This is a genomic window from Flavonifractor sp. An52 (assembly GCF_002159385.1).
GTDB lineage: Bacteria > Bacillota > Clostridia > Oscillospirales > Oscillospiraceae > Flavonifractor > Flavonifractor avicola.
The window spans coordinates 18,907-38,637 of the sequence record NZ_NFIB01000002.1 but is presented as its reverse complement, the minus strand read 5'-3'; the positions used below and the strand labels follow the sequence as shown (position 1 = coordinate 38,637).

The following is a 19,731-nucleotide window of genomic DNA, read 5'->3' as shown; positions in this document are numbered from 1 at the left end:
TTCCTTTCTTTCAGAACCTCTGTGCCCAATTTATTCCCCGGCCTTCAGGCGGACGGGCAGTACCATATACAGGAAATTTTCCTCCCCCTCGGTGGGCAGGATGACACAGGGGGACACGCTGGTGGACAGCTCCAGCCGCACCTTGTCGGCGGGGGCGGCCTTGAGGGCATCCATCAGGTACTTGTTGTTGAAGCCGATCTCCAGACCCTTGCCGTCGCCGGTGACAGGGCACTGGTCGTAGGCGTCGCCGATGGCGGTTTTGGTGGAAATCTTCATCAAACCGTCCTCAAACACGCACCGCAGGGGACATTTCAGCTTTTCGGTGATGATGAGGGAGACGCGCTCAATGGAGGACAGCAGCGCTCGGGTCTCGCCCTCCAGGCAGATGTCGTTGCTGCGGGGGATGGCCTGGCGGTAGGCCAAAAACTCACCCTCCAGCCGGCGGGTCACCAGCATGGTGGAGCCGGCCTTGAACATGACGTGCCGGGCGCCCTGGGTCACCGACACCGGCTCGTCGCAGTCGGTGCAGATTTTTTCCACCTCGGACAGGGCGGAGCCGGGGACCACGAAGGAGAATTCCGGAGCGCCGTCCTTTTTGTCGATGGCCTCGTGGCGGAGGGCCAGCCGGAAGCCGTCCACCGACACCACGGTGAGGCCGTTTTCGTCGGCCTCAAAGAGGGAACCGGTGTGGACCGGGCGGCTCTCGTTGTCGCTGACGGCGAAAATGGTCTGGGAAATCATGGATTTTAGCTTGGACTGGGACAGGGTAAGGGAGTTCTGATATTCCACCGTGGGCAGCTCGGGGAACTCCTCCGGGTCGGTGCCCAGGATATTGAACTCACTGGGTCCACAGGTGATGTGGACCATATAGTTGTCGGTCTGGAAGGTGACGATGTCGTCAGGCAGCTTCCGGATGATCTCGCCGAAGAGCCGGGCGGCCAGCACCAGGGTGCCGGTTTCGCTGATGTCGGCAGGGACGATGGTGCGGATGCCGGTGTCCAGATTGTAGCCGGTGAGCCGCAGCTCCTGTCCGGCCTCCAGCAGAATGCCCTCCAGAGCGGGAATGGAGCTCTTGGGGGAAACGGCACGGGAGGCGGTGGAGATGGCGGATTGCAGCAGGGCTTTTTCGCAGGAAAATTTCATATTTGTTCGGTCCTCCGTTTCGTGGGGAGAGAAGGGGCTCCCCGGGATCTCTCGCGCTCCTCCGGAGAGAGGAGGGATATAGTTCGTAATAGTAAGCCGTAGGGGAAAACATTGTGGAAAAGTGGCGAAACTCCTTGAGGCCCATGGTTTGGCCCGTCCACAGGGGGTGTGGACAAAAAAGAGGGGGTTTCCACAGGGGAAAAGGAGCAAAAAAGTTTTCCACATTCACTTTTCCACATGTCCCCGAAAGAGGGTGGAAATGTGGAAAGGAGTCTGGAAACCGGATTTCCAGTGGGAATCCGGTTTCACTCATATTTATGCATGAATATTCATATGCCATTCAGCCTTATTCATACCGGGCGTTGATGTTGGCGTTGATGTCCTTGATGACTTCTGCAATTTCGGGGCTCTGCTTGGTCAATTTCTCGATGCGGTCAATGGAGTGCATGACGGTGGTGTGGTCCCGGTTGTCAAATTCCTTGCCGATCTCCTTCAGAGACAGGTTGGTCATGCGGCGGATCTGATACATGGCGATCTGGCGGGCCAGCGCGGTGTCCTTGGTGCGGCCCTGGCCCCGGAGGGCCTCCTCGTCGATGTTGTAGAACTTGCTGACCTCATCGATGATGATCTCCGGCGAGGGGAGGAACTCCGCCTTGTCCTTGAACATATCCCGGACGGCCCGGGTGACGGTGTCCACGTCCACGCTCTCCCCCATCAGCTCCTGGAAGGCCAGGATCTTGTTGACGGTGCCCTCGATCTGCCGCACATTGGAGGTGATGTTCTCGGCGATATACTGGAGGACGGGATCGGGCAGGTTCATGCCCCGGCGGATGGCCTTGGTCTTGATGATGGCCACACGGGTCTCATAGTCGGGGGGCTGGATGTCCACGGGCAGGCCCCACTCGAACCGGGTACGCAGCCGGTCGTCCAGCCGCAGCATCTCCTTGGGGGGGCGGTCGGCGGTGAATACGATCTGCCGCTTGGCCTCGTACAGGGTGTTGAAGGTGTGGAACATCTCCTCCTGGGTGGACTCACGGCCGGCGATAAACTGCACGTCGTCCATGAGGAACACGTCGGCGGAGCGGTACTTTTCCCGGAACTCCGGGTTGCGGCCCTCCCGGATGGCCTGGATCAGCTCGTTGGTGAAAGAGTCACCCTTGATATACACGATGCGGTAATCGGGGTGGGACTGATGGATCTTGTGGGCGATGGCGTAGAGCAGGTGGGTCTTGCCCAGGCCGGACTCGCCGTAGATAAACAGGGGGTTGTAGGTCTGGGCGGGCTGCTCGGCCACCGCCAGGGCGGCGGCGTGGGCAAACTTGTTGGAGGCGCCCACCACAAAGCGATCGAAGGTGTATTCCTCAGTGCCCGGGAGAAATACATCGTCCACCTTCTTCTTGCCGTAGCCCTCCAGCTCCCCCTCCCCCAGCACCACAACCTCAAAGTCGGAGGAGAACAGCTCATGGAGGGCCTTCTGGATGTTGGGAATGTAGCGGGAATTGATGATATCCCGCTTGAAGTTGGTGGGGGTGTGGAGCACAAACCGGTTGGACTCCAGCGCCACGGGGGTGGCGTCGTCAAACCAGGTGTTGATGGCGGTGGCTGTCATCTCCCCCTCCATCAGGGAGAGGACCTTGGCCCAGAGATCGGCCGGTAGATTCACGGAAAGACCACCTCTTTTGTAGAATAGATGGCCGCTGTGGGCGCAGCAAAACAAGACCTTGAAAGCCTGGGCTTTCAAGACCTGGGTCGTGGATGCTGCCGCCAGCGGCGGGAGTACAGATAATTTAACGCATACCATTATAGCAAATCACCCTGTGGAAAGCAACGATACAATTATAAAAAGAAACTACTTTTCCACACAGGTTTCCACACAGTCTGACGGTGGCCGGCGGGCATCCGGAACGGCCGCCCCTGCCCGGAGCCTCAAAAAATAGGGCAGAAGGGCTTATGCGTGGGGGTGTGCTCAACAGGGGCCACAAGATATGGTATTTCCCTACCGGACCCAGAAAAAAACCAAAAAAGAAACCAAATTAGTGGTTGACAGCCCATTTTGAAATAGGCTATAATACCATGTGCATCATGTAAACTGCTATGGTGTAAAGCAGTTTTGTTTGACGACCGCAGCCGAAAGGCTGTTGTGGTGGGCGGGGCAACCCGCTTGATTTTTGTACAGGAGGTGTCCCAACATGGTTCGTACCTATCAGCCCAAGAAGCGCCAGCGCTCCAAGGAGCACGGGTTCCGTAAGCGTATGCGTACCGCCAACGGCCGCAAGGTCCTGGCTCGCCGCCGCGCGAAGGGCCGCGCCCGTCTGACCCACTGATGGGTCCGCAAATGGAATAGGGCATTTCATAGGGGCGGGGGAGCTTTTCCCACCGCCCCTGCGCAGCATACGGAAGTTTGGACCGGGAAAGGAGGACCGCCGTGGAGCACACCGTATCCCTGAAGCAAAATCATGTGTTCCGCCGCCTTTACAGCAAGGGTAAGAGCGCGGTCAATCCCTGTCTTGCACTCTATTGCCGGAAGAACAACTCCCCCCGCAGCCGTCTGGGCATCACCGTGGGGGTGAAGGTGGGCAAGGCGGTGGTGCGCAACCGCACCCGCCGCCGCATCCGGGAGGCCTACCGCATCCATGAGGACCGCTTTCTGCCGGGCTACGACCTGGTGGTGGTGGCCCGTGTCCGGGCCGGCCACAGCCGGTACCGGGAGGTGGAGCGCAGTCTCCTCTCTCTGGCGGACAAGCTGGGTCTGCTCCGAAAGGAGGAGGCCTGAATTGAAGCGCCTTCTGCTCGCTCTCATTCGGTTTTACCGCAAGCATATCTCTCCTGCCCGTCCCCCCTGCTGCCGTTTTATCCCTACCTGCTCCCAGTATGCGCTGGAGGCGGTGGAGAAATACGGTGCGCTCAAGGGGGGATTTTTGGCCATTCGCCGTATCCTCAAATGTCAGCCCTTCCATAAGCAGGAATCCATCGAGTACGACCCCGTGCCGTAACGGCAAGACAATGTAACTTGGAGGCGCACAAATGGAAATTATCCTCACCCCCTTTGCGTGGCTGCTGAAGGCTTTTTACAGCTTCTGCGGCAGCTATGGCCTGGCTCTGGTGTTCTTTGCCCTGGTGGTCAAGGTGGTGCTCTTCCCCCTCTCCCTGAAGGGCAAGCGCAGCATGATCCAGATGAACATTCTCCAGGGCCAGATGCAGAAGCTGCAGAAGCAGTACGGCAAAGACCGGCAGCGCTATAATCTGGAGGTCCAGAAGCTGTATCAGAAGGAGAAGATCAACCCCATGGGCGGCTGCCTGTGGTCCTTCATCCCCCTGATCATCCTGATGATCCTCTACCCCATCATCCGTGAGCCCATCCACTACATGATGGGCATCAACGACGCCAATTCCCTCAATGCCATTGCCCAGGCCGTGGACTGGAGCACCCAGGCCGTGAACATGGGCTGGATCAAGGAAGCCGCCGATACCTTTACCAACAGCGCCTATAACCAGCTGTATCTGGCTTCCCTCATCAACGAGAACAACCTGGCTGCCGTGCAGCAGGCGGTAACTGCCGCCGGCGGTGTGGGCGCCAACGTGTTCTCCATCAACTTCAGCCTGTTTGGTCTGGTGGACCTGTCCCAGATCCCTCAGCTGCAGTTCTGGACCATTGCCGGCGGCTTTGGTCTGTTCCTGCTGCCTGTGATCTCCGCTGTGTCCGGCGTGGTCTTCTCCCTGATCTCCATGAAGACCAACGTGATCAACAAGCAGAGCGCTCAGGCCAACAATAGTACCGCCAAGACCATGCTCATCATCTCCCCCCTGATCTCCCTGTGGATCGGCTTCACCATGCCTGCCGCCCTGTGTCTCTACTGGGTGGCCAACAACGTGCTGAGTATGATCCAGGAGTTCCTGTGCAGCCGTATCCTGAAGAAGGACTACGAGGAGGCCGCCCGCAAGCAGGCCGAGCGCGAGCAGCAGGAGAAGGAAGAGGAGAAGGAGGAGCGCCGCCGCAAGGCCGAGGAGCGCGCCCGCCGCATCGAGGAAGAGAAGCTCAACAAGGGCAAGAAGAAAAAGGCCGAGAAGAAGAACGAGGACGAGGAGAAGATCCCCGGCATCGTGAAGGAGTACAGCCGGGTGGGTATCCGGCAGTACGCCCGCGGCCGTGCCTATGATCCCTACCGCTACAGCGAGGACGGCCCCACCTGCTATCCCGGCGAGGCCCCCATTTTCGGCAGAAAGCCGGACAAGGCCGCCCCTGTGCAGGAGACTGCCGCGGTGGAGGAGGCCCCCGCTCTGGAGGCCGCTCCCCAGGTTGACACCTCTGCCGCTGACACCCCTGCCGCCGGTGACGGCGAGACCAAGGAATAACGGCACCTGCCGTGGATTCATAAGGAGAGATACCCAAAATGCTGAAATGGATCGAGAGCACCGGCAAGAGCGAGGAGGCCGCCATCGAGGCCGCCCTGCAGAAGCTGGGCATGGATCGGGACGAGGTATCTGTGGAGGTCCTGGAGCGGGCCAAGTCCGGCTTCCTGGGGATCGGCAGCTGTCCCGCTAAAGTGAAAGTAACCTACGAGGCTCCCGACGAGCCCGAGACCCCCGCCCCTGTGGAGGAGGTCCCCGCCGCTCCTGTGGCCGAGCCTGTCAAGGAGGAGAAGCCCGCTCCCGTGGTGGAGGCTGAGGCTCCCGCCGCCGCCCAGGGGGAGAAGGCAGAGCAGATCGACGCCTTTCTCACCGGCCTGCTGTCCCACATGGGGGCGGCCGCCAAGCCGGTGATCAAAATGGACGAGAACGGCACCTATCAGGTGGAGCTGGTGGGCCAGGACCTGGGCGGTCTCATCGGCCGCCGGGGCGAGACCCTGGACGCCATCCAGCAGCTCACCGGCTACGCCGTCAACCACGGCCAGTCCAAGCGTGTCCGCATCCACGTGGACGCCGAGGGTTACCGGGCCAAGCGGGAGGAGTCCCTCATCCGTCTGGCCCACAAGGTGGCCGGCAAAGTGGTCAAGTACCGCCGGAACGTGACCCTGGAGCCCATGAACGCCTATGAGCGCCATGTGATCCACACCGCCCTGCAGGATACCCCCGATGTGACCACCTACTCCATCGGCACCGAGCCCAACCGCCGGACCGTGGTGGCCTACAGCCGGGGCGAGCACCGGTAAAAAAATTTGACGAAAAAGACCCTGCGGGTCTTTCCCGTCAGGGGGCTGCATGAGGAATGAGGTTCGATTTCTGACGAAATTGTCACCCCATTCCTCATGAGAAGAGTCCTTTCCGAGGCTCATGTCCCCGGAAAGGACGAATTTTGATTTGATTCCACCGCCTGCGGGCGGTGGAACTCTGCGAGGCTGAAAAAAGTCCCTGAGACATAGGCTCAGGGACTTTTTTCGCTTGTAGGGGCGACCTTTATGGTCGCCCGCATTCTCAGACGGAGGGGTTCTCAATGGCCCGCACCGGCTTGCAGGGATTGCCCACCGCCACCACATTGGAGGGAATGTCATGGACCACCACGCTGCCCGCGCCGATTACCGACCCGCTGCCGATGGTGACGCCGGGCAGTACCGTCACGTTGCCGCCGATCCATACGTTGTCTCCCACAGTAATGGGCTTGGCAAATTCCAGGCCGCTGTTGCGGATGGGGGCGTCCAGGGGATGGCCTGCGGTGTAGAACCCGCAGTTGGGGGCAATGAACACATTCTCCCCAAAGACCACCGGGGCGCAGTCCAGCACTACCAGATTGTAGTTGGCGTAAAAATGCTCCCCTACCGTGATGTTGGAGCCGTAGTCGCACTTAAAGCCGTGGTTGATGGTGAGATGCTCCCCGGTCTTGCCCAGCAGCTCCTTCAGCAGAGCCAGGCGGGCCTCTCCTTCCGTGGGGGAGAGCTGTTCCAGCTGGTGGCACAGCTGAGCCGCCCGGGTCCGCATGGCCTGCAATTCCGGTACCTCGGCGTTGTACAGCTCACCGGCAATCATCTTTTCCAGTTCTGTCATAGCGCATACCTCCAAAAAACGGGCGGCCTTTTGGCCGCCCGTTCTGTTTTATTGGGGATTGGGATTCTGGGGCTTGTCCCCACGGGGACGGCGGTGATACCGGCGGCGGGGCCGCTTCTTCTCACCGGCGGCATTGGCCTGTCCGCCCTCGGCGGCAGTTTTTTCATACGCGGGCTTCTCCTGGGCCTTGGGTCTGCTCTCAGGCCGGGACTTGCCCTCTCCCTTGGGGGGACGGCTCTGGGCCTTCTGAGGAGCCGGCTTGGCCTCCTCCTTCTTGCTCTGGGCCTGAGGCTGCTGCTCGCCGCCGCTCTTCCGGCGGCGGCTGCGGCTCCGGCGGGACTCCTGAGCGGGGGCGTTCTCCTCCTCAAGGGCCGCGCTCAGCCCGGCCAGGGCGGCGTTGACGCTGCCGGTCAGGGTGCGGGGCTCCTCCACGGGAGTTACCTTCCGCAGCTTGGCCAGCTCCTGGGCGGAGGGCTCCACATAGTCCTCCGGCCGCTTGCCCTTGCCGTTGCGGATCACCCGCAGCTCGCAGTTGTGGAAGCACTTGGGGGTCTCGGGGGCGCTGTCCAGCCGTACCTTTACCGTCTCCTTCAGCAGGTCCACCTGGCACACGTTGCCCGCCCCCTCAGGGGTCTCCACAAAGGACTCGTTCTTGGGCATCCGGTGGACCGCGTCCTCATAGGCCTCCTGCTCGTATTTCAGGCAGCACATGAGCCGACCGCAGGTGCCGGAGATCTTGGTGGGGTTGAGGGACAGGTTCTGGGTCTTGGCCATCTTGATGGACACCGGCTGGAACTCGTCCAAAAAGGAGGCGCAGCACAGGGGCCGGCCGCAGATGCCCAGGCCGCCCAGCATCTTGGCCTCGTCCCGGACGCCGATCTGCCGCAGCTCAATGCGGGCGTGGAACACCCCGGCCAGATCCTTCACCAGGGCCCGGAAGTCCACCCGGCCGTCGCTGGTAAAAAAGAAAAGGATCTTGTTGCCCTCGAAGTTGTACTCCACCTCCACCAGCTTCATGTCCAGCCCGTGGGCGGCGATCTTCTCCTGGCAGATGGCGAAGGCCTTCTTCTCCTTCTCGTGGTTCTTCTCCACCGTCTCCAGGTCCTTGTCGGTGGCGATGCGCACCATGGGGCGGAGGGGCTGCACCACCGCTTCGTCCTCCACCATGGTGTTGCCCTGGACGCACTCGCCGTACTCCAGGCCCCGGGAGGTCTCAATGATGACCCCCTGGCCGGGCGCGACCTGCTCTCCCTGGGGATCGAAATAGTATTGCTTGCCTCCGCTTTTGAAGCGGACGCCGATGATCTCGGTCATGGTTACCTCCAAATTGGAAATGTTGGGGCCGGATTTACCGGCACAGCTGGGCCAGTCCCGCCCCCAGCCAGCCGGCCATGTGGCCGGGGCCCACATAGAAGCCGCAGGCGGTGCGCAGCTGTTCCGTCAGAGCGGCGGCCCCAGTGAGGGCCTTGGGGGACAGGGCCTTGGCCCCCTTTTCTGCCAGCGACCGGCGGCGGGGGTCGCTCTCATGGAGGGCCCCGGCGGCACACACCAGGCAGTCCCGCACCAGCAGCAAAAACTCATCCAGCAGAGCGTTGAGAGAATCCCGGTCCCACTTGTCCCGCTCCAGTCCGGCGCAGAACTCCAGCAGGGCCAGCTCGTCCTTGGCGCAGAAGCGCTCCAGCAGGGCTGCCGCCCCCTCCAGAGCCTTGCCGTCGGCGGCCTTGCCCTCCAGCTGGTCCACGGCCCGGCCCAGAATGCCCTCGCACCGGGCGGCGGCGTTGGAGATCTCCGCCGGGGAGCGGTCGGGATACCGGGCGGTCAGCCAAGTCTCCGCCTCCTGTACCGTCACCGGGGAGAGAGCCAGTACCTCGCACCGGGAGCGCACCGTGGACAGCAGGGCGGCGGCGTTGTCGGTGAGCAGCAGAAAGGCGGCGTAGGCCGGACCCTCCTCCAGCAGCTTGAGCAGCGCGTTCTGACTGGGGTCCTTCATGTTTTGGGCCCCCTCCAGGAGGTACACCTTCCGGGGGGCCTCGTTGGGCTTGATGTAGGCGTCGTTGCGGATGGCCCGGATGCGGGCCACGTTGAGCTCGTCCCCCTCCCCTCCGGCGTGGATCACGTCGGGGTGGATGCCGCCCAGGGCCTTTTTACAGCCGGAGCAGGCCATGCAGGGGACCTCCCCGCCGCCGGTGCACACCAGGGCAGCGGAGAGCAGGCCGGCCAGGGTGCGCTTGCCCGACCCCGCCGGCCCGCTGATGATATAGGCGTGGGACAGTCCCCGCCGGGCAGTCTCCAGGGAGAGCTGCCGCTTGAGAGGAGAATTGCCCGCCAATAAGGAAAGGTCCATCTTATACCCGCTCGAACCGCTCGATGTCCACCACAAAGATGGTGGCGCCGCCTACCACCACCTCCACGGGCATACTGGGATAGTAGCCGTAGCTCATCTCGGTGGTGGTGGGGATCATCTGCTTGCGGGAGTGGGAGTGCTCCTTGATGATGTCAATGACGTTCTGCACCTTCTCCTCATCCACGCCGATGAGGATGGTCACGTTGCCCGCCATGAGGAAGCCGCCGGTGGTGGCCAGCTTGGTGGACGAAAAGCCCTTTTTCGTCAGGGCCTGGGTGACAGTGTTGGCGTCGTCGTGATTGATGATAGCCAGAACCAGTTTCATGGGTATCCCTCCTGCTTAAAGATGCCGAAAGTCCGGCGCTGAGGCCGCTTTTCACAGGACGGCCACAGAAACATCTTCCAGTGTATTATAACCTATTTGTTTCAAATATGCGATACTTTTTTTGTCCACCCGCTCCCCCGGGGCCACCACGGGGATCCCCGGCGGATAAGGGGCCACCTGGCAGGCGGCCACCTGTCCCTCCGCCTGCTCCAGCGGGAGGCTTTTCCGGGGTGCAAAGAGGGCCTGCCGGGGGGTAAGCACCATCTCCGGCGGCTCCGGTGGGGCGGGATAACCGGGGCATGGCCCCAGATCCACCTGCCTCAGTGCCTCCTCCAGCCTTGCAAAGTCCGACCGACCGTCGGCACAGGTGGGGATGAACACCACATGGCCCCCGTCGGCCATCTCGGGCCATACATTCTGCGCCTCCAGAGCATCCTGGGCGGCGTAGCCGTCGGGGGCGCACACCACCAGCCGGGTGGGGTCCAGAGGGGCCACTTCCTCCGTGAGGGCGGGGAAGGTATTCCGCAGCCGGGCCACCTCCTCCGCCGTTTTGCGGTAGGCTTTCGCCCCTCCCTCCAGCATATGGGCCCGGCACAGGTCCAGTGCGGCCATCATGGCATAGGAGGGGCTGGAGGAGCCGTAAATGCTTCCCGCCCGCCGCAGGTCGGCGTGGGAGAAGGTACCGTTGGAGAACAGCAGAGCGGTCTGCCCCGGGGCGGGCAAAGTCTTGTGGACGGACACCACCAGCAGATCGGCGGCATTCAGCCCGTAATCCCCCAGAAAGGGCAGATGAGCCCCGTGGGCCCCATCCACCACCAGCACGCCCCCATGGCGGTGCATGATCTTTGCCAGAGCGGGCAGGTCGGACAGAACGCCGTAATAAGTAGGAGAGGTGAGACACAAGGCCTTGATCTCCGGGTTGGCCTCCAGCTGCTCCTCCACCCTTTCTGGGGAAATGGGTCCGGCTACCCCAGACTGGTCCAGCCAGGGCCGGTCCAGGTACACCGGTTTTAAGTCCAGCAGAGCCAGAGCATTGTAGGCCGAGCGGTGGCTCCCCCGGTCCAGCAGCACCCTGTCCCCCGGCTGGCAGGCCAGGGTAAGGGCGGCCAGCACCCCCTGGGTGGAGCCGCCGGTGAGAAAGAGGCAGCTGTCCATGTGGAATACCTTTGCCCACAGTTCCTCCGCCTCCCCGATGGCCCCGCCTCCGTCGAACAGGTTGCCGGTGGGGGGCAGCTCGGTGAAGTCGATGGCGGCCAGATTGTCCAGCCCCGGCAGGGGCTTGCCCTTATGGCCGGGCATATGCATCCGCAGGGGGTCCCGGGCCGCAAAGGCGGTCAGGGCGTCATACAGCGGTGTATTTTCCACAGGGTTTCCCTCCTTTGTGGAGCATCATCACATGGCCCCCTCGATCCAGGCGGACCCGGCTACCGTGTCCCCCAGATAGAACACCGCCAGCTGGCCCGGCGTGGGGGCCCGAGCGGGGGCCTTCATCTCGATGCGCACCCCGTTTTCGTGGGGATAGAGGATACCCTCCGCCTGGGTGCGGGAGTGGCGCAGGCGGACGGACACCTCCAGAGGTTCCGTCAGCCCCTCCACCCCGATCCAGTTGGGGGCGGAACAGAACACGGTGGCCTTGCCCAGGTCGGAGCCGTCGGACAGTACCACCTCGCGGGTAGCGGGCCGCAGGGCGGTGACGAAGTACCGGTGAGGCCCCGATACCCCCAGCCCTCTCCCCTGGCCCAGGGTGTAGTGGTGGATCCCCTTGTGGCGGCCCAGAACCTTGCCCTCCTTATCCACAAAATTGCCCGACCGTGTGGAAAACCCACGGCGGTCCAGCCAGGCGGCATAGTCCCCGTCGGGGATGAAGCAGATCTCCATGGAGTCCGGTTTGTCCGCCACGGGAATGCCGAAGTTGTGGGCCAGGGCCCGAACCTCTGTCTTTTCGTAATTTCCGAGCGGAAAAATAACTCTCTGTAATTGTTCTCTGGTCAATCGGGCCAGCATATAGGACTGATCGTTGGCGGGTCTCCCCTTTTTCAGCACCCCGTTTTCCACATTGGCGTAGTGTCCGGTGGAAACATAGCGGGCCCCGATTTTGTCAGCCAGCCGGAAGAGGGCGGGGAATTTCACCGTGGGGTTGCACAGGGCGCAGGGCAGGGGGGTGCGGCCGCTCTGATAGGCGGCGGCGAAGGGGGCGCACACCTGCTCCTCCAGATCGGCCCGGATGTCGGCCACCTCAAAGGGGATGGACAGGCGCTCCGCCACCGCGGCGGCGTCCTCAGCTCCGGTGCCCCCCAGGCCGATGTCCAGATAGAGGCCGGTGACGGCAAAGCCCTGCTCCTTCAGCAGGCTGGCCGCCACGGCGGAGTCCACCCCGCCGGACAGGCCCAGAACGATTTTTTCCATATAAACTCCTTATTTCTCCAGGGCCACCATCAGCACCGCGATATCCGCCGGGCTGACGCCGGAAATGCGGGAGGCCTGGCCCAGGTTCAAAGGCCGGATCTGGTCCAGCTTCTGCCGGGCCTCCAGCCGCAGGCCCTCCATGGACAGGTAGTCCAGATCGGCAGGCAGGGGCCGGTCCTCCATCTTCCGCTGCTCGGCCACCTGCCGCAGCTGCCGGTCGATGTACCCCTGATATTTTACCGAGATTTCCACAGCCTCAGTCACTTCTGTGGATAACTCCGGCCGGTTGGGGTCCACCGCGGCCAGACTGTGGTAAGTATTCTCCGGCCGGCGCAGCAGGTCCACCAGACGGCCCTCCGCCGTGCCGGTGTGGGTGAGGCGTTTGATCTCACGGTCCACGGCGGCGTATTTCTCCTCTACCGCCGCCATCCGCTCATCGCTGACCAGCCCGATGGCGTGGCCGATGGGGCACAGCCGCCGGTCGGCGTTGTCCTGCCGGTGGAGCAGCCGGTACTCGGTGCGGGAGGTCATCATGCGGTAGGGCTCGTTGGTGCCCTTGGTCACCAGATCGTCGATGAGTACCCCGATGTACCCCTGGTCCCGCCGGAGGATCAGGGGGTCCCGGCTCAGCAGCTTGAGGGCGGCGTTCACACCCGCCACAAAGCCCTGAACGGCGGCCTCCTCATAGCCGGAGGAGCCGTTGAACTGGCCCGCGCCGTAGAGGCCCTTCACCTTCTTGTGCTCCAGGGTGGGCAGCAGCTCGGTGGGGTCCACGCAGTCGTACTCGATGGCGTAGGCAGGGCGGGTCATTTCGGCGTGCTCCAGGCCGGGAATGGTGTGGAGCATCTGGATCTGCACGTCCTCGGGCAGCGAGGAGGAAAAGCCCTGAAGGTACAATTCCTCCGTATTCAGCCCCATGGGCTCCAAAAAGAGCTGGTGCCGCTCCTTGTCGGGGAAGCGGACGATTTTGGTCTCAATGGAGGGGCAGTACCGGGGGCCCACCCCCTCGATGGTGCCGTCGTACAGGGGGGAGCGGTCCAGATTGGCCCGGATGATGTCGTGAGTTTTTTGATTGGTGTAGGTCAGCCAGCAGATGGCCCTGTTTTCCGGGGGTGTTTTGGTCTCAAAGGAGAAGGGCACCACCTGCTGGTCTCCCGGCTGGACCTCCAGCTGGGAGAAGTCCACGCTGCGGGCGTGGATGCGGGGGGGCGTGCCCGTCTTGAACCGGCGGAGGGTGACCCCCAGCCCTTTCAGGCTGTCGGTGAGGGGGAGGGCGGCGGCCAGGCCGTCGGGGCCGGAATCTCTCGTCACCTCGCCGATGATGGTGCGGCCCCCCAGGAAGGTGCCCGAGGCCACCACCACCGCCCGGACCTTATACGCAGCGCCGTACACCGTGCGCACGCCGGTCACCTGGCCGTGTTCCGTCAGAATATCGGTGACCTCCGCCTGCTTGACCCACAGGTTGTCCTGCTGTTCCAGGGTGTGCTTCATGACCTCCTGGTACCGGCGGCGGTCGGCCTGGGCCCGGAGGGACCACACCGCCGGGCCCTTGCCCCGGTTTAAAAGCCGGTACTGAATGCAGGCCTGGTCGGCAGCTCTGGCCATTTCGCCCCCCAGGGCGTCCAGCTCCCGGACCAGGTGGCCCTTGCCGGTGCCGCCGATGGCCGGATTGCAGGGCATATTGCCCACCGCGTCCAGATTGACGGTAAAGCACAGGGTACGCAGGCCCAGCCGGGCGGCGGCCAGCGAAGCTTCAATGCCCGCGTGGCCCGCTCCAATCACAGCAATATCAAAGGTTCCAGCGTCGTAAGTCGTCATATTAGGTCCAAGTCCTTTTATTCCAAAATAAAATCATGGGGACAGGTGTTACGCCCCGTATACGATGGTCACCGCCTGGTGGCAGTTGGCCACCTCCACCACCCGGTGGTCCCCGCCGTACTCCCCATCCAGAGTCCAGGCCAGATCCTGGTCGCTGATGATGCGCAATTTGTTGGCGCGGAAGCAGGTCACCAGCCCCTTGTCGTCGCTCTCCACATTGGTGAGGGCCTTCAAGATCCGCTGGAGCTGGAGCAGGGTCTTGGGCTGACGCACCAGCATCACCTCAAACAGGCCGTCGTCCAGGGCGATGGGCCGGTGCGGATTGGCCTGGATACCGGCAATGGAGTGGGTGTTGGACACAAACCCCAGACAGTAGCTGCCCAGTTCCACCTTGCCGTCGTGCTCCACCGTCATGGAGTAGGGCTTGATGGACCCCAGCCGGGAGAGCACCCCCATCAGGTAGGCCATGTGGCCGAAAATGTGCTTGACCTGCTGGGGGGTGTTGTAGGACAGGTCGGTAAAGGCCCCGAAGGCAGCCACATAGAGGAAATCCTGATCGTTGAACTTCCCCACGTCCACCGGCCTGGGCTTTCCTGCCGCCGCCACTACCGCCAGCTCCTCCAGGGTGCGGGGCAGTTCCAGGTTTTTGGCAAAGTCGTTGGTGGACCCGGCGGGTATGTAGCCCACCGTGGGCCGCGCCTCGGGAGGCAGTTCCATCAGACCGGTCACCACCTCGTGGAGGGTGCCGTCGCCGCCGGAGCATACGATGCGGTCAAACTCCCCAGCCCGGTCCCGGGCCACCGCTGTGGCGTCCCCCGTCCCACGGGTAGGATGGACCGTCACGTCCCACTCTGCCGTCAGGGCGTCCAGAATGGGGGCCAGACGTCCCCGCAGGGTGCCCTTGCCTGCGTACAGATTGTAGATAAATAACAGCTTTTTCATCTTTCTCGCTCCAAAACGGGACGCCGGTGGGTCCCAACATAACATTGTTCCATATTATATACCGCCACAGTGGGAAAACACAACTCTTTTACGCACAAACCGCCCAGATTCCTCCGAAAACAGGAAAATGCCCGGCCCCACTTGCTTTTCTGCGCTAAAGTGTGTAAAATATGGATTCGATCTCAGCACAAAGGAAGTGTACGCTATGGACCGCAAAGCCCTGTCCGCCGCCTTTCCGGTGACGGTGCCGGTGCTGATGGGCTATCTGGCCATCGGCATGGCCTTCGGCTTCATGCTCCAGGCCGTGGGCTACAACTTTATCTGGGCCTTTTTCATGTCCCTCACCATCTATGCCGGGTCGGGCCAGTACCTGGGGGTGACCCTGCTGGCTACCGCCGCCTCCCTGGGCACGGTGGCCCTCATGACCCTGCTCATCAATTTCCGCCATCTGGTGTACGGCCTGTCCATGCTGGAGAAATTCCGGGGCATGGGCTGGCGGAAATTTTACATGATCTTCTCCCTCACCGATGAGACCTACGCCCTGCTCTCCTCCGCCCAGGCCCCGGTGGGGGTGGACCCCAGAAACTTTTATTTTGCCATCGCCCTGCTGGATCAGAGCTACTGGATCATCGGCTCGGTGATCGGCGCCGTGGCGGGGGCCCTCATCCCGGTGGATACCAAGGGCATCGACTTTGCCATGACCGCCCTCTTTGTGGTCATCGCCGTGGACCAGTGGAAGGCCTACCGCAGGCACCTGCCCGCCCTGCTTGGGTTTGGGGTTACCATCGTATTTCTCATCATTCTGGGCCAGATCTTCGGCCAGCAGCAGATGCTTATTGTCTCCCTGGGTGTGATCGTGCTACTGCTGCTCATCCTGCGGGACAAGCTGGAGGAAAAGGAGGAAACACCATGCTGACCACTGCCGGGGCCATTGCCGCCATCGCGGTTATGGCCGTCGTCACCTTTCTCACCCGGGCCCTCCCCTTCCTGCTCTTTGACCGGGGGAGCGCGCCCCCAAAGATCATCCTCTATCTGGGCCGGGTGCTGCCCCCTGCCGTCATCGCCATGCTCATCATCTACTGCCTGAAGGACATCTCCTTTGCCCAGGCCGGAGGCTGGGTCCCCCAGCTCATCTCGGTGGCGGTGGTGGTGGTGCTCCACCTGTGGAAGCACAACAACCTGCTGAGTATCTTCGGCGGCACCATCCTGTACATGGTTCTGGTCCAGGCCGTCTTTGTGTAAAGCTGTCCCTCCACAGGGCCGTTTTTCCACCGGCGAAAGGGCCGGGGTTAACTCCGGCTCATTTTCCAACCTGCCAGATCATGATTGCCCCAACCCATTGGGGCACAAAGGTTTGAAAGAAAAACAGAAAGAAGGGGCGCCGCGCAGCGGCGCCCCTTCTATTTACCTAAGAAAAGAGTTTTGCACATTATCCACATGGTTTTCCACATAGGTTAATGAAGCAGTGCCTGGTACTCCTCCGCCTTGCCTACCCGGCCCACGGCGGACAGGGAGGCCTGGGACAGATCCATCAGCTCCTCCGCCAGAACGCGCACATCCTCCCGGGTGACGGCGTCGTAGGCGGCGATGATCTCATCCTCGTCCAGTACCCGGCCCACCAGCATCTCTCCCCGGCCCAGGCTGCTCATGTGGGCCTGGGTGGATTCCAGCCCCATCAGCACATTGGCCTTGGACTGCTCTCTGGCCCGGTCCAGCTCCTCCTGGGTGACACCGTGTTCGTTGAAATCCCGGATGACGGACAGAATGGTGTCCAGAGCCTGGCGTTCGGTCTCCTTGCCCAGGGCGGTGTAGATGCCGAAGTAGCCCGCGTCGTCGTGGCAGGTGCCGTAGGAATAGACGGAGTAGCACAGCCCCTTCTGCTCCCGCACCTGCTGGAACAGCCGGGAGGACATCCCGCCGCCCAGAATGGAGGACAGCAACTGGAGGGTGAACCGCCGGGGGTCGGAGAAGGACAGCCCTGGGAAGGCCAGAGTCAGGTGGTTCTGTTCAATGGCCTTCTTCTTAACCACAATGCCGCTGCGGTAGGCGGCGGGCTTGCTGATGATGGGCTTGCGGGGCTCCAGCACCGAGAACCGGGCGGCCAGATCATCCACGCCGGCCTGGGTGAACCGGCCCGACAGGGCCACCACAATGGACTCCGGGCCGTAGTGGCTGTCTTTGTACCGGCGCAGCCAGGCCCCGTCCATCTGTTCCAGGGTGGCTTTTTTGCCCAAAATGGGCCGGGCCAGAGGGGAACCCTGAAAGACCACCCCGGCCAGCCGTTCGGCGCACAGGTCCTCGGGGTTGTCCTCGTACATTCCGATTTCCTCTAAAATGACCCCACGCTCGGTCTCCACGTCGCCGTCGTCAAATTTGGAGTGGAAGAACATATCGCACAGGATGTCGGTGGCCATAGGCAGATGGGTGTCCAGCACCCGGGCGTGGAAGCAGGTGCATTCCTTGGTGGTGAAGGCGTTGACCTGCCCGCCGATGGCGTCCATCTCCTCCGCCAGCTGGGCGGCGGTGCGGGTGGCCGTGCACTTGAAGAGCATATGCTCGATAAAGTGGGCGGCGCCCCCCTCCCCCGGCTTTTCGTGGCGGGAGCCGGTGCCCACCCAGATGCCCAGGCAGGCCGAGCGCACACCGGGCACCTGCTCGGTGAGAATACGCACCCCGTTGGGGAGCGTCCGTTTTTCATACTTCAAACAAAAGGACCTCACATTCATTTGTGTGGGGATCAACCCCGGAGGGCGATCAGGAGCAGTACCACCCCGGTGATCGCCAGGACAAGGGCCAGGTATCCGATGACTTTCATTTTCATGCCGTGCCGCTCCTCTCCTCAGATTGCCCTGCACGACATTATATCATACCTGAAATGGCTTGTCAGCCGAAAAACAAAGGGCCCAGGGGGCAAAATAGAAAATTCTGTGAAAATCGCCTCCTTTACGATGGGGCTGGAAACGAGTATACTGAGTTTAGTAATCACAGCCCCAGAGGCGGAAAGGAAGTTGGATTATGAATCAGGAAGCGCTGAAAGTGCTGGAAGAGCGGCGCAGCTGCCGGGCCTACAAGCCGGAGCAGATCACCGAGGAGGAGCTGCAGGCGGTGCTCAAGGCGGGCACCTACGCCCCCACCGGCATGGGCAGACAGTCCCCCATCATTGTTGCTGTGCAGGACAAGGAGATCATCGCCGCTTTGAGCAAGCAGAACGCCGCCATTATGGGCAAGCCGGACATGGACCCCTTCTACGGCGCCCCCACCGTGCTCATCGTGCTGGCCGACAAGCAGTTCCCCACCTGGTTCTATGACGGCTGCTGCGTCATGGATAACCTGCTCAACGCCGCCGAGGCCGTGGGGCTGGGCTCCTGCTGGATTCACCGGGCCAAGGAGGAGTTTGAGTCCGCCGAGGGCAAGGCTCTGCTGGCCAAGTGGGGCATTCAGGGCGACTACGAGGGCATCGGCCACTGCATCCTGGGCTACCGGGCCGACGAGAAGCCCGCCCCCGCCGCCCGCAAGGACAACTACGTCTATTATGTGCGGTAAAAGCCGAAAATAAGCAAAAAGCGCGCCGAAAGGCGCGCTTTTTGTGTTAATGAGGGCTAATTCGGCTTTACGTCAGTCCAGCTTCAGATCTCCCTCTTTGATCCAGCCGATCCTGCGGAAGAACAGGCCGAACAGCCAGGTAAGGACGGCGGGGAGCACAAAGCAGATCAGGATCATTCCCGTCCAGTCGAAGGCGGTAATGGCGGCCTTGGCCCCGGTGGCCACGTCGTTGACCCAGCCGGTGTATACCCCGATGGGGCCCACCATGCCGCAGGTGCCCATGCCGGAGGCCACGCCGGAGGCCGGGTCGTTCATCTGGAATCCAAAGACACAGGTGGCCAGAGGCCCTGTAATGGCGGAGGTGAGAATGGCAGGCAGCCAGATTTTCGGATTTTTCACGATGTTGCCCATTTGGAGCATGGAGGTGCCCAGGCCCTGACTCACCAGGCCGCCCCAGCGGTTCTCCCGGAAGGAGAGCACCGCAAAGCCTACCATGTTGGCGCAGCAGCCCGCCACCGCGGCGCCGCCCGCCAGGCCGGTGAGGCCGATGGCGGCGCAGATGGCCGCCGACGAGATGGGCAGGGTGAGGGCGATGCCGATGACCACCGATACCAGAATGCCCATCCAGAAGGGCTGGAGGACGGTGGCCCACTTGACGAAGTCACCCAGGGCGGAGGCCGCCGTACCGATGGCGGGGGCCCACAGGGCGGACAGTCCCACGCCGGAGAGAATGGTCACCAGAGGGGTAACCAGCAGATCAATCTTGGTCTCTTTGCTGACCACCTTGCCCAGCTCGGCGGCGATGATGGCGATAAAGAGCACCGCCAGAGGTCCGCCGGCTCCCTTACCGCCGTCCAGGGTGGTGGAACCCAGGGCGTTGGCGGCATAGCCCACCGTGGCCAGGGAGAAGAGCACCAGGGGGGGCGACTGGAGGGCGTAGCCGATGGCCACCGCCATGGCCGCGCCGCTCATGGCCGAGCAGTAACCGCCCACCTCCACCAGGAAGGCCAGCCCCAGCTGTTTGCCCAGGGTGTCCAGGATGGTGCCGATGAGCAGGGAGCAGAACAGACCCTGAGCCATGGCTCCCAGGGCGTCCACGCCGTACCGCTTGGCGGAAATTACAATGTTTTTCTTTTTGAGAAATGCCGAAATCTGTCCCATAACCAGTTCCTCTGTCAAAAAGTCATTACAGGTGTCATGACATATTAATGCACTATTATAATGCGTATTG

20 protein-coding genes are annotated in these 19,731 nt (G+C 62.2%); 8 read left to right on the top strand and 12 right to left on the bottom strand.

Annotated features, from left to right (window positions below; translation table 11 throughout):
• Positions 1-30: 30 nt before the first annotated feature.
• Positions 31-1,143, bottom strand: coding sequence for a DNA polymerase III subunit beta (gene dnaN / locus B5G06_RS00990; protein WP_087187243.1), 1,113 nt, complete (start codon positions 1,141-1,143; stop codon positions 31-33).
• 346 nt (positions 1,144-1,489) lie between these two features.
• A complete protein-coding gene (dnaA, locus tag B5G06_RS00985) occupies positions 1,490-2,806 on the bottom strand; it encodes a chromosomal replication initiator protein DnaA (RefSeq protein WP_087187242.1) in 1,317 nt (438 codons plus the stop codon).
• Positions 2,807-3,332: 526 nt separating this feature from the next.
• Here dnaA and rpmH point away from each other — a divergent pair.
• The 5 genes from rpmH (at position 3,333) to jag (ending at position 6,293) form a co-directional block, all read left to right on the top strand.
• Entirely contained in the window at positions 3,333-3,467 is a 135-nt protein-coding gene (gene rpmH / locus B5G06_RS00980) for a 50S ribosomal protein L34 (protein WP_006570963.1), read from the top strand.
• Positions 3,468-3,568: 101 nt separating this feature from the next.
• The gene (gene rnpA / locus B5G06_RS00975; RefSeq protein WP_204220706.1) at positions 3,569-3,916 is read left to right on the top strand and encodes a ribonuclease P protein component; all 348 of its coding nucleotides are present in this window, start codon (positions 3,569-3,571) and stop codon (positions 3,914-3,916) included.
• 1 nt (position 3,917) lies between these two features.
• The gene (yidD, locus tag B5G06_RS14125) at positions 3,918-4,136 is read left to right on the top strand and encodes a membrane protein insertion efficiency factor YidD (RefSeq protein ID WP_204220704.1); all 219 of its coding nucleotides are present in this window, start codon (positions 3,918-3,920) and stop codon (positions 4,134-4,136) included.
• 31 nt (positions 4,137-4,167) lie between these two features.
• Entirely contained in the window at positions 4,168-5,496 is a 1,329-nt protein-coding gene (locus B5G06_RS00965) for a YidC/Oxa1 family membrane protein insertase (RefSeq protein ID WP_087187240.1), read from the top strand.
• Positions 5,497-5,534: 38 nt separating this feature from the next.
• Positions 5,535-6,293 carry an RNA-binding cell elongation regulator Jag/EloR gene (gene jag, locus B5G06_RS00960; RefSeq protein ID WP_087187239.1) on the top strand — a complete coding sequence of 253 codons (759 nt, stop codon included), beginning with the start codon at positions 5,535-5,537 and terminating at the stop codon, positions 6,291-6,293.
• Positions 6,294-6,555: 262 nt separating this feature from the next.
• On the opposite strand, the gene B5G06_RS00955 is transcribed toward jag, so the two are convergent.
• The 8 genes from B5G06_RS00955 to B5G06_RS00920 are packed head-to-tail and all read right to left on the bottom strand — an operon-like array spanning position 6,556 to position 14,957.
• On the bottom strand, positions 6,556-7,122 hold the full coding sequence (locus tag B5G06_RS00955) for a sugar O-acetyltransferase (protein WP_087187238.1): 567 nt from the start codon (positions 7,120-7,122) through the stop codon (positions 6,556-6,558).
• A gap of 48 nt (positions 7,123-7,170) precedes the next feature.
• Positions 7,171-8,436 (bottom strand): PSP1 domain-containing protein, encoded by a 1,266-nt coding sequence (locus B5G06_RS00950; protein ID WP_087187237.1) that lies wholly within the window; start codon positions 8,434-8,436, stop codon positions 7,171-7,173.
• Between the two features lie 34 nt (positions 8,437-8,470).
• The gene (locus B5G06_RS00945) at positions 8,471-9,466 is read right to left on the bottom strand and encodes an ATP-binding protein (protein ID WP_087187236.1); all 996 of its coding nucleotides are present in this window, start codon (positions 9,464-9,466) and stop codon (positions 8,471-8,473) included.
• 1 nt (position 9,467) lies between these two features.
• Complete coding sequence (locus B5G06_RS00940; protein WP_087187235.1) at positions 9,468-9,791, bottom strand: cyclic-di-AMP receptor; 324 nt, start codon at positions 9,789-9,791, stop codon at positions 9,468-9,470.
• Positions 9,792-9,842: 51 nt separating this feature from the next.
• On the bottom strand, positions 9,843-11,156 hold the full coding sequence (locus B5G06_RS00935) for an aminotransferase class I/II-fold pyridoxal phosphate-dependent enzyme (protein WP_087187234.1): 1,314 nt from the start codon (positions 11,154-11,156) through the stop codon (positions 9,843-9,845).
• A 27-nt stretch (positions 11,157-11,183) separates the two neighbouring features.
• Positions 11,184-12,197, bottom strand: coding sequence for a tRNA 2-thiouridine(34) synthase MnmA (mnmA, locus tag B5G06_RS00930; RefSeq protein WP_087187233.1), 1,014 nt, complete (start codon positions 12,195-12,197; stop codon positions 11,184-11,186).
• Between the two features lie 9 nt (positions 12,198-12,206).
• Positions 12,207-14,015, bottom strand: coding sequence for a tRNA uridine-5-carboxymethylaminomethyl(34) synthesis enzyme MnmG (gene mnmG / locus B5G06_RS00925; protein ID WP_087187232.1), 1,809 nt, complete (start codon positions 14,013-14,015; stop codon positions 12,207-12,209).
• Between the two features lie 48 nt (positions 14,016-14,063).
• Positions 14,064-14,957, bottom strand: a complete 894-nt coding sequence (locus B5G06_RS00920; protein ID WP_087187231.1) for a diacylglycerol/lipid kinase family protein — start codon at positions 14,955-14,957, stop codon at positions 14,064-14,066.
• Positions 14,958-15,162: 205 nt separating this feature from the next.
• Between B5G06_RS00920 and B5G06_RS00915 the strand changes: the two genes are divergently transcribed.
• Together B5G06_RS00915 and B5G06_RS00910 are read left to right on the top strand one after the other, a co-directional pair.
• Entirely contained in the window at positions 15,163-15,873 is a 711-nt protein-coding gene (locus B5G06_RS00915) for an AzlC family ABC transporter permease (RefSeq protein ID WP_087187230.1), read from the top strand.
• A complete protein-coding gene (locus B5G06_RS00910) occupies positions 15,867-16,199 on the top strand; it encodes a branched-chain amino acid transporter permease (RefSeq protein WP_087187229.1) in 333 nt (110 codons plus the stop codon). The genes B5G06_RS00915 and B5G06_RS00910 overlap by 7 nt, the downstream gene beginning before the upstream one ends.
• Positions 16,200-16,411: 212 nt before the next feature.
• On the opposite strand, the gene B5G06_RS00905 is transcribed toward B5G06_RS00910, so the two are convergent.
• Positions 16,412-17,662, bottom strand: a complete 1,251-nt coding sequence (locus B5G06_RS00905; protein WP_242955298.1) for a M16 family metallopeptidase — start codon at positions 17,660-17,662, stop codon at positions 16,412-16,414.
• Positions 17,663-17,972: 310 nt separating this feature from the next.
• Here B5G06_RS00905 and B5G06_RS00900 point away from each other — a divergent pair, with 310 nt between their 5' ends.
• Complete coding sequence (locus tag B5G06_RS00900; protein WP_087187227.1) at positions 17,973-18,500, top strand: nitroreductase; 528 nt, start codon at positions 17,973-17,975, stop codon at positions 18,498-18,500.
• 72 nt (positions 18,501-18,572) lie between these two features.
• Here B5G06_RS00900 and B5G06_RS00895 read toward each other — a convergent pair whose 3' ends face one another.
• Positions 18,573-19,661 carry a PTS transporter subunit IIC gene (locus B5G06_RS00895; RefSeq protein ID WP_087187226.1) on the bottom strand — a complete coding sequence of 363 codons (1,089 nt, stop codon included), beginning with the start codon at positions 19,659-19,661 and terminating at the stop codon, positions 18,573-18,575.
• Positions 19,662-19,731 lie beyond the last annotated feature (70 nt).